The organism is Amycolatopsis sp. NPDC054798 (genome assembly GCF_053611505.1).
In genome coordinates, this window is sequence record NZ_JBSHAM010000149.1 from 1 (window position 1) to 13,247 (window position 13,247).

Sequence of the window (13,247 nt, forward strand, 5' to 3'; positions counted from 1 at the left end):
ATCTTCTGATGTGCAGATCAGTATGTCTCCACGCCCGGGCCCGCCGGGCCGGGCGCCACCGCGCGGGCGAGAACGTCCGGTCAGGCGACCCGGCGCGCGCCCACGTACTGGCTCTGCAGCGGCGAAATCTTGACGACGTCGCCGGTGGTCGGCGCGTGCACCATCATTCCGTTGCCGATGTACATGCCCACGTGCGAAACCGGCGAATAGTAGAACACCAGGTCGCCGGGCTGCAGCGCGCTGCGCGGGACCGGCGTGCCGGTGGTGCTCTGCTCGCGGCTCGAACGCGGCAGCGAGATGCCGGCCTGCTTGTAGGCCCACTGCATCAGGCCCGAGCAGTCGTACGAACTCGGCCCGGTGGCGCCCCATTCGTAGGGCTTGCCCCGCTGGCTCAGCGCTGCCTGGACCGCTGCCGCGGCGGCCGGACCCGCGTTCGCGAGGTCCACCGAGACGTCGCCGCCGGTGTCCTTCTGCGCGTTCCGGTCCGAGGCGCTCAGCAGCGGCTGGGTTTTCTTCAGCTCGGCGACCTGGTCGTCGAGCGTCTTCTTCTTGGCGGTGATGTCCTCGGTCAGCTTCGCCGCCGCGTCGCGCGCCGCGGTGGCCCGCTGCGCGGCGTCGGAGGCCAGCTTCTCCGCGGACTTGGCCTGGTCGACCGCGCCCTGGAGCTTCTCGAGCGCGGCGGCCTTCTGCGAGGCGATCTGGTCCAGCGCCGACGAACGGTCGAGGAACTCCTGCGTCGACGTGCCCGCCAGCAGCGCGGACAGCTTGTTCATCTGGACGCCGGACAGGAACGACGCGTTCGCGAACTTGTCGACGTCGACCTTGTACTTCTTTTCGTTCTCGGCGGCCTGCGCGGCGAGGTTGTGGGCGTTGCCCACGTCTCCGTTGGCCTTGTCGAGGTCGCCCTGGCGGGCGGCGAGGTCGTCCTTCGCCTTGAGGAGGTCCTCGTTCGCCTTCTCCGCCTGCGCCGCGAGGTCGCGGTACTTGGCGAGAGCGTCCGAACCGGAGTCCGGCGGGGCCTGGAGGACGGGGAGGGGGGAAGCGGCTGCGGTGCCCGACGGCTGCGCCACGGTGACGATTGCGATCACCGAGGCGGCCGCGAGGGCGCCTGACACCACGCGCTTGACTGGATGCGACTGCACGGTCGCGCGGGTCTCCTTTGCTCATCGGGCCGCCGTGGCCGGAACCCCGGCGCGGAAGAGGTCGGGGGCCCTCTTCGCGCACGCTGTCCGTCCGCGTTCCGGCCGTCGTGTTCCACAACAGCTTTTCCGCGCACGGTGGTCGGTCCCGGTCCTGACTCCCCGACAAAGCCGAACCGGCGGCGATCCCGCGTCGCCGTCGTCCGACGGCTGCCTGGCGCGAGATCTCGGCCAGGTTACGAAAAGACCGTCGGCACGTCCACCGGGCCCCCCATAAAAACTCTCCGTAGTCCGGCGAAACACCATCGGACCAGCAAGGCAGTACTTTGTGACTTAGGTCATACGCTGCGGCTGCGCAAACGGCCCTCTCCGTTACTTACCGTTCACCGCACCGAGGCGACCGCTCGGCGAGTCAGTGTCACCCAGTGGTGTCAGGCCGACCTACTGTCAGTCTCCGGCACCAGGCGCAGCCGCGGCACCATCCCCGCCTCGGCGAGCGCGTCGACAGCTCGCCGTTCGTCCGCGTCCCAGACAAGGCCGACCGGCGGCCCGAGCAGCACGCTGACCACGCAATCGGCACACGCCGCCCCGCGCACCGCACACCGGTCGCAGTCGACGACGAACGTGTCGATGTCCTCGATCGCGACGTCCACCGCACCGGCGGGCCGCCGCTCTTCCTGGCGGGAGGCAACGGGTTTCGTCCGTTTCGCGCTTCGCGACGCCCCCGCGTGCCGCCGCACCGGGCGCACGCGACCGCGAGCTTCAGCGCACTCGCCTTCGCTGAGTGAAACCGCGGTATCAGCACGCTCGCCTCCGCCGGACGACGCCGCGGCACCAGCTCGCTCGCCCTCACCAGACCAAGCCGCAGCATCAACGCGCCCGACTCCATCAGGCCAAACCGCAGCACCAGCGCCCTCGCCTCCACCAGACCAGGCCGCGGCATCAGCCCTCTCCCCAGAACCGGCCGAAACCCCGCTTTCCCGGCGCGCCTCCAGATCCCGGTCCCGCACCTGCCCCGTGGCCGGACTCACCCCAGTGGCAAGACTCACCGCCGATTCCACCCCGCCAGGGTGACCGCCCCGGTCCGGCGGCCGAGACCGCTCAGCCGCGCCCTCGCCGACACCGTCCTGAATCCCCGGCCCCGGCTCGGCGCGATTTCCCCCTCCGACCCCCGCCGAATCCGCCAGCCCGCCGAAACCGGCCCCGAACCGCTCCTGCTTGTTCTCGCCCATTGCCGAGTCTCCGTTCCTCCGCGAGGCCCCGGACCGGTTCCGGGAATCGCCTCAGGGACAAACGGTAGGAAGCACCACCGACAATTTCCGGAGCCTCAGCCCCGGGCAAGCTCAGACTCGACCCAATCGGCTGACGAGCACCGCCGACGCCACCGGGTGCGCACCGCCCGCACGGACCGAGTCCGCCACCGCCCGGTCGGACGTCGCGACGACCATCGGACGGCCCTTCGGCTCGGCCGCGACCAGCGACCGGATCACGTCGTCGGCCAGCACGCCACGCTCGGAGAACAGCACTCGGACCCCGCGCGGCACCGCGGCGGGCACCGACAGCACACCAGCCCCGTCGAACACCACCGTGACCTCCGCCGACGTCCGGGCCGCCAGCGCCGAGAGCTGATGCACCAGCCGGTCCCGCTGATCGGCCAGCGCCAGCTCCGGATAACCCGTTTTGGTGACGTTGTAGCCGTCCACGATGAGATGGACGTTCGGCAGCGCCAGATGCCGGTCCAGCGCCGTGACGTCCTGGATCCGCCCGCCCGGGCCGAGCCCGGAACGCGCACCGCTCACCATGTCGGCGGGCCGCGCGCCGCGGTCGCCCAAAGCGAGTTCACGACGCAAGCCGTGCACGGCGCCGTCGATCGTGTCCACAAGCAACGCCAGCCGGACCTCGTCGGCCTCCCGGGCCTCGCGCGCCGACTGCCGGGCCATCTCCGCTTCCGCGACCGCCCGTTCCGCGCGAGCGCGTTCGGCGGCGACCCGGCGGCGTTCCCGGTCGAGCTGCACGTTCAGCATCTCGATCTCGCGTTCCCGCGTCGCTCCCCCGTCGGCCAGTTCGGTTCGCGCCGCCTCGGCCGCGTCCTTGGCCTGCCGCAGCAGCACGCCCTGCTCGCGCAGCCGGCGCAGCAGCTTCTCGACCTCGGCCTCGCGTTCGCCGCGCGCGCTCTCGACCGCCCCGCGCGCCTCTTCCAGCTCGACCCGCAGCTCGGCGATTTCGGCTTCCAGACGTTGATTCCGGGCCAGCGCCGCGTCCCGCTCAGCGCGCAGCGCGGTTTCCTCAGCGTTCTTCGCGACCAGCCGCACGCGTCCGGCCGCACCGGATTCGCCGAGCAGGACCGCGGCGGCAGCGGCCGCGACGGAATCCGCGACGTTCGGGTCCAGCGCGTCGGTCCGGTGCTCGCGCAGCCATTCCAGGACCGCGGTGCGGAATTGCGACGAATCCCCCAGCGCGGTCAGCAGCGCGGTGCCGCCGAGCTTCGCGCGTTTGGCCGGGGCGAACTTCGCGACCGGCCGAAGCTGCCTCGGCACGTCCGCGACCGGCAGTTTCGCGACCGCGGCCGCGGCCAGTTCGGCGATGCGCTCGCGCACCGCCTCCGGCAGGCTCGTCCACGTCGCCGGTTCCGGACACGTCCCCGGTTCGCCGGCCTCGACGTCCTGTCCCGCCCGCGCCGGAACCGCCGAGGGGCCGACGGCCTCCGCGGCTTCTTCCGGTTCGACGGGCTGAGGGTGCATTGGTCCAGGGTAGGCCCCGCCGCCGGATCCCGCGCCGCACCGGCCCGTTCCGCTGGTCACCATCGGGCCACAGGCGGCGCGCGCGAAGATTGTCGGTGGTCGGTCCTACTGTGCGCGATCATGGAGACCCGACCGACGCCGGACCAGGCTCAGCTGGCGTTCGACGAGCTCGGCACCCCGCTGCGGGACACCACGTTCGTCGTGTTCGACCTCGAGACCACCGGCACCAAGCCCGGGCCGGACGGAATCACCGAGATCGGCGCGGTCAAGGTCCGCGCCGGACAGGTGCTGGGCGAGTTCGCGACGCTGGTCAACCCGGGCACGCCGATCCCGCCGCAGATCGTCGAGCTGACCGGGATCACGCAGGCGATGGTCTACGACGCGCCGCGGATCGAGCGGGTCCTGCCCGCGTTCCTGGAGTTCATCGAGGGCACCGTGCTGGTCGCGCACAATTCCGGCTTCGACACCAGCTTCATGAAGGCGGCCTGCGAGGGGCACGGCTACGTCTGGCCGCGCTCCACCGTCATCTGCACGGTGAAGCTCGCGCGCCGCGTGATCCCGCGTGAAGAAGCGCGCAGCTACCGGCTGTCGTCGCTGTCCATGCTGCTCGGCGCGCGCACCCGGCCGACCCACCGTGCGCTCGATGACGCCCGCGCCACCACCGACGTCCTGCACGCGTTGCTGGAGCGCGTCGGCAATCTCGGCGTGCACACCGTCGAGGAGCTGATCGACTACCTCCCTCACGTCACGCCAGCCCAGCGGCGCAAGCGAAACCTCGCCGCCGACCTCCCGTCGAGGCCCGGCGTCTATCTTTTCAAGGGACCGCGCGACGAAGTGCTGTACGTCGGCACCGCGCGCGACCTGAGACGGCGCGTACGGACGTACTTCACCGGTTCTGAAAGCCGGGGCCGCATCCGGGAAATGGTCGCGCTGGCGGAGCGGGTGGACGCCATCGAGTGCGCGCACTCCCTCGAAGCCGAGATCCGCGAACTGCGTCTGATCGCCGCACACCGGCCGGCGTACAACCGGCGTTCGAAAAACCCGCACCACGCCTGGTGGATCAGCCTCACCGACGAGGCTTTCCCGCGGCTTTCCGTGGTCCGCCTGCCGCGCGCGGGGACGCTCGGGCCGTTCCGCAGCCAGGCCGACGCGCGCACCGCCGCCGAAACCCTCGCCGACGCCTCCGGTCTGCGCACCTGCACGCAACGCATCTCCGCGACCGCCGCGTCCGGCACGCCGTGTGTCCTGGCGGAACTCGGCCGCTGCGGAGCGCCGTGCGCGGGCAGGCAAACCGTCGACGACTACTCCCCCGCGGTAGAAGCCGCCCGCGGACTCATCGCCGGCCACGACGGGCGTCCGCTGCATCTGGCGGCGGCGCGGCTGGAGGAGCTGGCGGAGCGGAGGCACTACGAACAAGCCGCCCGCCACCGCGACGAATTGGCCGGGCTGGTCCGCGCCGTCGGCCGCGCGCACCGGCAGGCCGCGCTCGCGTCCGTCGCGGAACTCATCGCCGCGGCCCCGGACGGCAGCGGCGGCTGGGAACTGTCCGTCATCCGCTACGGCAGGCTCGCCTCCGCCGGGGTCGCCCGCCGCGGCGTCCCGCCGATGCCGGTGGTCGAATCCCTGGTCGCCGCAGGAGAAACGGTGCTGCCCGGCGACGGTCCGCTGCGCGGCGCTCCCGGCGAGGAGGTCGGAATCCTGCTGCGCTGGCTCGCCCGCCCCGGCACCCGCCTCGTCCGCACCACCCGGCCATGGGCCGAACCCGCCGCCGTCGCGGGCTGGCAATCCTGGCTCGCACGGGTCGCTGACGCCCGTTCCCTCGAACACGTCGCAGGCTGAGCCGCCCTGCTGCGGCGTTCCCGGCTACGATCGCGCTCGACGAGTTACCGCCAGCAAGTGGGAGGAACGCTGTGATCACGGCGATCGTGCTGATCAACGTAGAGGCCGAGGAAATCCCGCAGGCCGCGCAGGCGATCGCGGACCTCGACCAGGTGTCCGAGGTCTACTCGTGCGCCGGAGACGTCGACCTGATCGCCACCGTGCGCGTACAGGCCCACGAAGACCTCGCCGACCTCATCCCCGGCCGGATCGGCAAGGTCCGCGGCGTGCTCGACACCGTCACCCACATCGCGTTCCGGTCCTACTCGCGCGCCGACACCGATTCCGCGTTCGAGATCGGCGTCGAAGGAGCCTGACTCCACGGGAATTGTCGGACCCCGGAGCCCTTCTACCCGCGGCTGGAACTCCAGCCCACCGGCCAGCTTCACGAGGGCAAGATCGTCGCCCGCATCCGGCTCTGAACCCCGCCGGCCGCGCTACCGTAATAACCATGACGACCCCGAGACTGGTCGAAGTCACGGTCGACAATGTGGAAGACGCCTGCGATCTCAAAGTGGCGAAGCACCAGCGGGACTACGTAGCCTCGGTCGCCTGCTCGCTCGCCGAAGCCTACGTCCAGCACGACATCGCCTGGCCGAGGCTGATCTACACCGGAAAGAAACTCGTCGGCTTCGTCATGGCCGCCTTCGACCCGGACAACCCGACCGAGTACTACCGCAACTACCTCTGGCGGCTGAACATCGCCGCGAAACACCAGAAAAAGGGATACGGCCGGTTCGCGGTCGAGGCGGTGCTGGCCGAAGCGCGTCGCCGCGACGCCGAATCCGTGACGGTCAGCTGGATGCCGGGCAAGCACAGCCCCGGACCCTTCTACCAGCGGCTCGGCTTCGAGCCGACCGGCGAAATGGACGACGACGAGATCGTCGCCCGCATCCGCCTGTAGCAGCACAGCAAGAAGGCCCCTCCCTCGCGATGAGGAAGGGGCCTTCCGGCGTTGTACGGAACTTCAGGGGCTCAGTGCCCGGAACCGACCTCGGTCGACTCCTCGGACCCTTCGAGCTGCCCGTGACCGGTCCCGTGCCCGTTGCCGCGAGCGCGGTCGAGGGCCTTCGTCTCCTCCGCCGGGTCCGGCGTCCAGATCGAACCCGGGACGGCGTGGCCGGCGGTGCCGAGCTTGTTCATCTTCTTCGGCACCGACGCGCCCTGGTACTCGAGCGGGATCGCGTGGCCGTGGCTGTCCGTGCCGGCGAGCGGCTGGTGGATCTCGATGAACTCGCCGTGCGGCAGCCGCTTGATGATGCCGGTTTCGACGCCGTGCTCCAGCACTTCCCGGTCGGACCGCTGGAGGCCGAGGCAGATCCGGTAGGTGAAGAAGTACGCCAGCGGCGGCACGATCAGCACGCCGATGCGGCCTGCCCACGTCGTCGCGTTCAGCGAGATGTCGAACTGGTCGGCGATGATGTCGTTGAAGCCGGACAGCTCGAGCATCATGAAGAACCCGAGCGCCATCATGCCCAGCGAGGTGCGGACCGGTGCGTCGCGCGGCCGCTGGAGCAGGTTGTGGTGCGCGTTGTCCTTCGTCAGCTTGCGTTCCAGGAACGGATACGTCAGCAGGATCGCGAACAGCACCGGCATGCCGATCCCGCCGGCGAAGAACACCGCCGGGACCGTGTAATTGCCCAGGTACAGCTCCCAGGCCGGCCAGATCCGGAGGATGCCGTCCGCCCAGGCCATGTAGAAGTCGGGCTGGGACCCCGCGGACACCATCGACGGGTTGTACGGCCCGAAGTTCCACACCGGGTTGATCTGGAACAGGCCGGACATCAGCGCCAGCACGCCCACGACCAGGGTGAAGAACGCGCCGCCCTTGAGGGCGAAGTACGGCATGATCCGCACGCCGACGACGTTGGTCTCCTTGCGCCGCACGCCCGGGAACTGGGTGTGCTTCTGGTACCAGACCAGCGCCAGGTGCGCGCCGATCAGCGCCAGCATGATGCCCGGGATCAGCAGGATGTGCAGCGTGTAGAGCCGCGGGATGATCTGGTCGCCGGGGAACTCCCCGCCGAACAGCGCCCAGTGGATCCAGGTGCCGATCACCGGCACCGACAGCACGATGCCGGACAGGGTCGCGCGGATACCGGTGCCGGACAGCAGGTCGTCCGGGAGCGAGTAGCCGAAGAAGCCCTCGAACATGCCCAGGATGAGCAGCAGGCCGCCGATGACCCAGTTCGCCTCGCGCGGCTTGCGGAACGCGCCGGTGAAGAAGATCCGGAGCATGTGCACCATCATCGACGCGACGAAGATCAGCGCCGCCCAGTGGTGCAGCTGCCGCACGAACAGGCCGCCGCGGACGTCGAACGAGAGGTCCAGCGTCGTCTTGAACGCCTGGGACATCTGCATGCCCTGCATGTTCGTGAAGCTGCCGTGATAGGTGACCTCCTGCATGGAGGGGTCGAAGAACAGCGTCAGGTACACCCCGGACAGCAGGATGACGATGAAGCTGTACAGGGCGATCTCGCCCAGCAGGAAGGACCAGTGGGTCGGGAACACCTTGTTCATCTGGTGCCGAAGGCCCTTGGCCAGCTTGTACCGCTGGTCCGCGTTGTCCGCGGCCTCGCCCAGGTGCTTCTGGAGTGCGCTCGTGCCCTTGGTCGGCGTGGTGAGTGAACTCATGACTTACGCTCCCAGAAGGCCGGTCCGATGGCCTCGTTGAAGTCGCCCTTCGCGATCAAGTATCCCTCTTCGTCAACCGTGATCGGAAGCTGGGCCAGCGGACGCGTCGCCGGGCCGAAGATCGGCTTCGCGTAGTGCAGGGCGTCGAACTGCGACTGGTGGCACGGGCAGAGGATGCGGTTCGTGCGCTGCTCGTACAGGGAGGTCGGGCAGCCGACGTGGCTGCAGATCTTCGTGTACGCGTAGTAGTCGCCGAAGTTGTAGTCTTCCTGGCCCTTGCGCTTGACCACGCGCGCGGCGTCGGTCGGGCGCAGCCGGATGAGCATGACCGGGTTGTCGACCCGCATCAGCGCCGCGGCCAGCTTCTTCTCGTCGCCCTTCTCCGACTCGCGGTAGGGGAAGACCGTCTCCATCGCGCCCGCGTCGAGGTCCTCGGCCTTGACCAGCGCGACGCCTTCCTTGACGTCCGCTTCGAGGTTGCCGGTGTTGCGGCGCAGGTAGACCTTCTCGCCCGGGAAGTTCGGCAGCCAGCCGGTGTGCCAGAGGCCGTCCTTGTTCTCGGTGTCCTTCCACGGGTCCTTGATGAAGGACGCGATCGGGAGGGCCGCCACCGCGAGGCCGAGCGCGCCCGCGCCCGCGCCGGCGGTGCGCTTGATCAGCGACCGGCGGGCGATGCCGTTGCGGGTCCCGGCGTCGGCGAGGTGGGCCAGGATCGTGGCCCGGTCGACCTCCGCGGACGGGCCGTCGCTGCGCTGCTGCACCGCGACCTCGTGCGGGACGAACTTCTTGGTGTAGAGGATCACGCCGATGCCGAGCGCCAGCACCGCGAGGCCGAGCGTGACGCCGAGCGCCGGGGTGTAGAGGCTGTACGTCGCGTGCCCGCTCGGGTCGCTCGGGTCCTTGTACTCCCACCACTTCGGCCAGGCCATCACGACCACGAAGGCCAGGCCGGCGAGCGCGGACAGGGCGAACCAGAACGCGACGTGGCGCTGGGCGCGCCGCTCCGCGCGGGTGCCCTCGACCGGCCACGGCTCCGGGTATTCGACGATTTCCACGCCGTCCAGCTGACCGCCGAGCTTGAGCAGCTCGTCGCGGTCCATCTCAGCCAGCTCCGCCTCCGAGGGCGGCTTGGGCCCTTCGGCACTCATGCCTTCGATCCAATCCACAGCGTAATGCCGACGAGCGCGGCGATTCCGACGACGAAGGCGATGACGCCTTCGGAGGCGGGGCCGACCCCGCCGAGACCGTTGCCGCCCGGGTCGTTGTTGCCGTCGGACACCGACTTGACGTAGGCGATGATGTCCTTCTTCTCCTCCGCGCTGAGCTGGCGGTCGGAGAACTTCGGCATGTTCTGCGGCCCGGTGAGCATCGCGTCGTAGATCTGCTCCTCGGTGGCCGGGTCGAGCGGCGGCGCGTACTTGCCCGCCGACAGCGCGCCCCCGCGGCCGGTGAAGTTGTGGCACGAGGCGCAGTTGAGCCGGAACAGCTCGCCGCCGCGGGCCGGGTCGTTGCCGCGCAGCGCCTCGCCGCGCTCCTCCGGGCGCTGCGCGCCGCCGCCGTGCGCCTGCACGTAGGCGCCGACCGCGTCGATCTCGCTCGGGGTCAGCTTCGGCGGCTTGCGGGCGGCCTGCGCTTCCTGGCGCACCGCGGGCATCCGGCCGGAGGAAGTCTGGAAGTAGACGGCCGCGTCGCCGATGCCGATGAGGCTCGGACCGCGGTCCTTGACGCCCTCGAGGTTCGCGCCGTGGCATTCGATGCAGGTGTTGTTGTAGACCTGCTCGCCCTGGCGCAGCAGCGCCGGGTCGCCTTGCGCCTGCGCGGTCTGCGGTTCCGGGGCGAACACGGCGTACAGGGCGCCGGCCCCCACCAGGGCGACGCCGAGTGCGAGCACGCCCGCGAGGCGCCTGCGCATCTTCGAGCGCGCGCGGAACCGGCGCTCCGAGGATTTGGTGCTGGTGGTCATCTTGCGGCAACCCTTGCTGTCAGTTCAGGCCGTTTTGTGGTGGGCGGTGCGGAGATCAGGGAAGGATGTAGATCACCGCGAAGAGGCCGACCCACACGATGTCGACGAAGTGCCAGTAGTACGACACGACGATCGCCGAGGTGGCCTGCGCCGGAGTGAACTTGCTGAGCTTCGTGCGGATCAGCAGGAACACGAAGGCGATGAGCCCGCCGATCACGTGCAGGCCGTGGAAACCGGTCGCGAGGTAGAACACCGTGCCGAACGGGCCGGACGGGATCGTGAGGCCCTCGTCGATCAGGTTCAGGTACTCGTTGCCCTGCCCGGCGACGAAGATCGCGCCCATGATCAGCGTCACGATGTACCAGCGCCGCAGGCCGTAGACGTCGCCCCGCTCCGCGGCGAACACGCCGAACTGGCAGGTCAGCGACGACAGCACGAGGATCACCGTGAACGGGATCGCGTACGCGACGTTGAGGTGGAACTCCTCGCCGTGCAACGGCGGCGGCCAGGACGCCCCGGCCGGGTTCTGCGCCTTGACGGTGAAGAACATGGCGAACAGTCCGGCGAAGAACATCAGTTCGCTGGACAGCCACACGACGGTGCCGACACTGACCATGTTCGGCCGGTTCAGCGAGTGGACCCGCTGGCTGATGGTGGGAGCTGCCGTTGTCACGGATCGCATTATGTCCTCTCGCGACGGCACCCCGCCCGGCGGGTCTGCGGCGGGTCGTGGGAGCTTCGCGTCACACCCGCGCGCGAGAAGCGGGCCGGCGGCGGAAGGAGCTACTCGTGAGTTGGCTGAAGAAGCTCCGTGACCTGGTGAGAAAGCCGGAAAACGCGGTTCTCGACCCGGACGCGCCCGGTCTGCGGGTCGTCGTCTCGGCGTTCGATCCGGCCGTCGCGGATTCCGCGGTGCTCGCCGATTCACCCGGCTGGGCAAGCGAAGCGCCCGCGGTGCTGGTCCATCACCTCGTGCTTCCGGCGGACCGGATCGAGGAGGCGGCGGCGATTCTCGCGCAGGACGGCTACGACCTGCGCGAGCAAAGCCGCGACGGCGACCGGGTGCTCGCGCACGCCCGGCGGGTGCAGGTGCTGGACGCCCTGCACTGCGCCCAGGAACGGTCGCGGATGGCCGGTCTGGCGCAGCGGCTCGGCGGTGACGCTCCGGGCTGGGAGGCGCGGCAACCGGGTGACTCGCCCACCGCGTCCGCGTGAGATGCGTCTCGGCGGATACGATCGCGGCTGTTCCACCCGTGACGAGACGGAGGCGTGCTCAATGAGCGAGCAGTCCCAGCGGATCCTGGTGTTCAGCCACAAGGCCGAGGTCCGCGAGGCGATCATGAACGCCGTCGGCAGGCGCCCGGCGGCCGACCTCGGCCGCGTCGAGTGGGTCGAGGCGGCCGGCATCGCCGACGTGCTCGCCGAAATGGACGCGGGCTCGGTCGACCTCGCGATCCTCGACGGCGAGGCGCAGCCGACCGGCGGCATCGGCCTGACCCGCCAGCTCAAGCACGAGATCGACGACTGCCCGCCGATCGTGGTGGCCGTCCGCCGCCGCGACGACCGATGGCTCGCCACCTGGGCGCTGGCCGACGCCGTGCTGGTGCACCCCCTCGACCCGCTGACCGCGGCGGAAACCGTCGCCGGCGTGCTGCGCGCCGGGCGGGTCCCCGCCGTCAACGGCGGCTGAGCCCGGTGGGCTCCACCCCGCAGCAGACCTGGCCCGCGCTGCTCACCCGGCTGATCGCCGGCGAGGACCTGTCCGCGGAGGACACGGCGTGGGCGATGGACCAGATCATGTCCGGCAGCGCCGGACAGGCGCAGATCGGCGGCTTCGCGGTCGCGCTGCGCGCCAAGGGCGAAACGCCCGCGGAGATCTCCGGCATGGCCGACGCGATGCTGGCGCACGCCCGGCGGATCACGCTGAGCCGTCCCGCGGTGGACATCGTCGGCACCGGCGGCGACCGGTCGAACTCGGTGAACATCTCCACGATGGCGACGATCGTCACGGCGGCGGCGGGCGCGCCGGTGGCCAAGCACGGCAACCGGAGCGCGTCGTCGAAGTCCGGCGCGGCCGACGTGCTGGAAACCCTCGGCGTGAAGATCGACCTGCCGCCGGAGGCGGTGCTCGCCTCGCTCGAGGAGATCGGCATCGGGTTCTGCTTCGCCCCGGCGTTCCACCCGGCGTTCCGGCACACCGGTCCGCCGCGGCGCGAACTGGGCGTGCCGACCACGTTCAACCTGCTGGGCCCGCTGACCAACCCGGCGCAGCCGCAAAGCGCGCTGATCGGCTGCGCCTACGCCGACAAAACCCGTGCACTGGCGGAGATTTTCGCCGCGCGCGGGATGTCGGTGCTGGTAGCCCGCGGCGACGACGGGCTGGACGAGATCACCACCACCACGACGACGTCGGTGCTGGTGGTCTCCGGCGGAACGGTGACCGAACGCACCCTCGACCCGCTGTCGCTCGACATCCCCCGCGCGACAGCGGAGGACCTGCGCGGCGGCGACGCCGCGGCGAACGCGGAGGTCGTCCGCGAACTGGTCAGCGGCAAGACCGGTCCGGTGCGCGACGCGGTGGTGCTCAACGCCGCCGCCGCGCTGGCCGCTTTCGCGGGCTTCTCTGATTCGCTCGAGGACGATCTGGCCGCCGGGCTGGACCGAGCACGCCAGGCCATCGACAGCGGTGCGGCAGCGGCGCTGCTGGACCGCTGGATCGCGTTCTCCTCGGCCGAGCGCTGACCTTCTCACCCGCCTTGAGCCCCCGTTGGGTGCACCCATGCACATCCAACGGGGTTTCTAGGTTGAGTGCGGTCCGTGCGTGTTTGGGTTCTTTTAGGGAAATATATAGCACAAAGTTCGCTTGAGGGGGCGAATGGGATGCACCCACCC

The 13,247-nt window shown here is 70.2% G+C and carries 13 protein-coding genes; 6 read left to right on the forward strand and 7 right to left on the reverse strand.

Going from position 1 to position 13,247, the window contains the following annotated elements; genetic code table 11:
- Window positions 1-80: 80 nt before the first annotated feature.
- The 3 genes from ACWGIC_RS42330 to ACWGIC_RS42340 all read right to left on the reverse strand — a co-directional run bounded on the left by ACWGIC_RS42330 (window position 81) and on the right by ACWGIC_RS42340 (window position 3,880).
- Entirely contained in the window at window positions 81-1,142 is a 1,062-nt protein-coding gene (locus ACWGIC_RS42330; RefSeq protein WP_452081585.1) for a C40 family peptidase, read from the reverse strand.
- 428 nt (window positions 1,143-1,570) lie between these two features.
- Window positions 1,571-1,792, reverse strand: a complete 222-nt coding sequence (locus ACWGIC_RS42335) for a hypothetical protein (protein ID WP_452081586.1) — start codon at window positions 1,790-1,792, stop codon at window positions 1,571-1,573.
- Window positions 1,793-2,482: 690 nt separating this feature from the next.
- A complete protein-coding gene (locus ACWGIC_RS42340; RefSeq protein WP_452081587.1) occupies window positions 2,483-3,880 on the reverse strand; it encodes an NYN domain-containing protein in 1,398 nt (465 codons plus the stop codon).
- Window positions 3,881-4,000: 120 nt separating this feature from the next.
- Between ACWGIC_RS42340 and ACWGIC_RS42345 the strand changes: the two genes are divergently transcribed.
- From ACWGIC_RS42345 to ACWGIC_RS42355, 3 genes are all read left to right on the forward strand, one after another.
- On the forward strand, window positions 4,001-5,719 hold the full coding sequence (locus tag ACWGIC_RS42345) for a DEDD exonuclease domain-containing protein (protein ID WP_452081588.1): 1,719 nt from the start codon (window positions 4,001-4,003) through the stop codon (window positions 5,717-5,719).
- Between the two features lie 71 nt (window positions 5,720-5,790).
- Complete coding sequence (locus tag ACWGIC_RS42350; RefSeq protein ID WP_009074830.1) at window positions 5,791-6,075, forward strand: Lrp/AsnC family transcriptional regulator; 285 nt, start codon at window positions 5,791-5,793, stop codon at window positions 6,073-6,075.
- A 134-nt stretch (window positions 6,076-6,209) separates the two neighbouring features.
- Complete coding sequence (locus tag ACWGIC_RS42355; protein WP_452081589.1) at window positions 6,210-6,662, forward strand: GNAT family N-acetyltransferase; 453 nt, start codon at window positions 6,210-6,212, stop codon at window positions 6,660-6,662.
- A 71-nt stretch (window positions 6,663-6,733) separates the two neighbouring features.
- Here ACWGIC_RS42355 and qcrB read toward each other — a convergent pair whose 3' ends face one another.
- Genes qcrB through ctaE form a run of 4 tightly spaced genes read right to left on the reverse strand, consistent with a single transcriptional unit; the run spans window position 6,734 to window position 11,037 of the window.
- A complete protein-coding gene (gene qcrB, locus ACWGIC_RS42360; protein WP_452081590.1) occupies window positions 6,734-8,392 on the reverse strand; it encodes a cytochrome bc1 complex cytochrome b subunit in 1,659 nt (552 codons plus the stop codon).
- Entirely contained in the window at window positions 8,389-9,540 is a 1,152-nt protein-coding gene (qcrA, locus tag ACWGIC_RS42365; RefSeq protein ID WP_452081591.1) for a cytochrome bc1 complex Rieske iron-sulfur subunit, read from the reverse strand. The genes qcrB and qcrA overlap by 4 nt, the downstream gene beginning before the upstream one ends.
- On the reverse strand, window positions 9,537-10,355 hold the full coding sequence (qcrC, locus tag ACWGIC_RS42370; protein ID WP_378304299.1) for a cytochrome bc1 complex diheme cytochrome c subunit: 819 nt from the start codon (window positions 10,353-10,355) through the stop codon (window positions 9,537-9,539). The genes qcrA and qcrC overlap by 4 nt, the downstream gene beginning before the upstream one ends.
- 55 nt (window positions 10,356-10,410) lie before the next feature.
- Window positions 10,411-11,037, reverse strand: coding sequence for an aa3-type cytochrome oxidase subunit III (ctaE, locus tag ACWGIC_RS42375; protein WP_452081592.1), 627 nt, complete (start codon window positions 11,035-11,037; stop codon window positions 10,411-10,413).
- 107 nt (window positions 11,038-11,144) lie between these two features.
- On the opposite strand from ctaE, the gene ACWGIC_RS42380 reads away from it, so the two are divergent.
- The 3 genes from ACWGIC_RS42380 to trpD all read left to right on the forward strand — a co-directional run bounded on the left by ACWGIC_RS42380 (window position 11,145) and on the right by trpD (window position 13,097).
- A complete protein-coding gene (locus tag ACWGIC_RS42380; protein WP_452081593.1) occupies window positions 11,145-11,570 on the forward strand; it encodes a ribonuclease E inhibitor RraB in 426 nt (141 codons plus the stop codon).
- Window positions 11,571-11,631: 61 nt separating this feature from the next.
- On the forward strand, window positions 11,632-12,045 hold the full coding sequence (locus ACWGIC_RS42385; RefSeq protein WP_009074814.1) for a hypothetical protein: 414 nt from the start codon (window positions 11,632-11,634) through the stop codon (window positions 12,043-12,045).
- 5 nt (window positions 12,046-12,050) lie between these two features.
- The gene (gene trpD / locus ACWGIC_RS42390) at window positions 12,051-13,097 is read left to right on the forward strand and encodes an anthranilate phosphoribosyltransferase (protein ID WP_452081594.1); all 1,047 of its coding nucleotides are present in this window, start codon (window positions 12,051-12,053) and stop codon (window positions 13,095-13,097) included.
- The last annotated feature ends 150 nt before the right edge of the window (window positions 13,098-13,247 follow it).

Bases quoted from the DNA above. Each gene is read 5' to 3' on its own strand.
- ACWGIC_RS42340 (WP_452081587.1), bottom strand. From the start codon at position 3,880: ATGCACCCTCAGCCCGTCGAACCGGAAGAAGCCGCGGAGGCCGTCGGC.
- ACWGIC_RS42345 (WP_452081588.1), top strand. From the start codon at position 4,001: ATGGAGACCCGACCGACGCCGGACCAGGCTCAGCTGGCGTTCGACGAG.
- qcrC (WP_378304299.1), bottom strand. From the start codon at position 10,355: ATGACCACCAGCACCAAATCCTCGGAGCGCCGGTTCCGCGCGCGCTCG.
- ACWGIC_RS42385 (WP_009074814.1), top strand. From the start codon at position 11,632: ATGAGCGAGCAGTCCCAGCGGATCCTGGTGTTCAGCCACAAGGCCGAG.
- qcrB (WP_452081590.1), bottom strand. From the start codon at position 8,392: ATGAGTTCACTCACCACGCCGACCAAGGGCACGAGCGCACTCCAGAAG.
- ctaE (WP_452081592.1), bottom strand. From the start codon at position 11,037: ATGCGATCCGTGACAACGGCAGCTCCCACCATCAGCCAGCGGGTCCAC.
- ACWGIC_RS42355 (WP_452081589.1), top strand. From the start codon at position 6,210: ATGACGACCCCGAGACTGGTCGAAGTCACGGTCGACAATGTGGAAGAC.
- qcrA (WP_452081591.1), bottom strand. From the start codon at position 9,540: ATGAGTGCCGAAGGGCCCAAGCCGCCCTCGGAGGCGGAGCTGGCTGAG.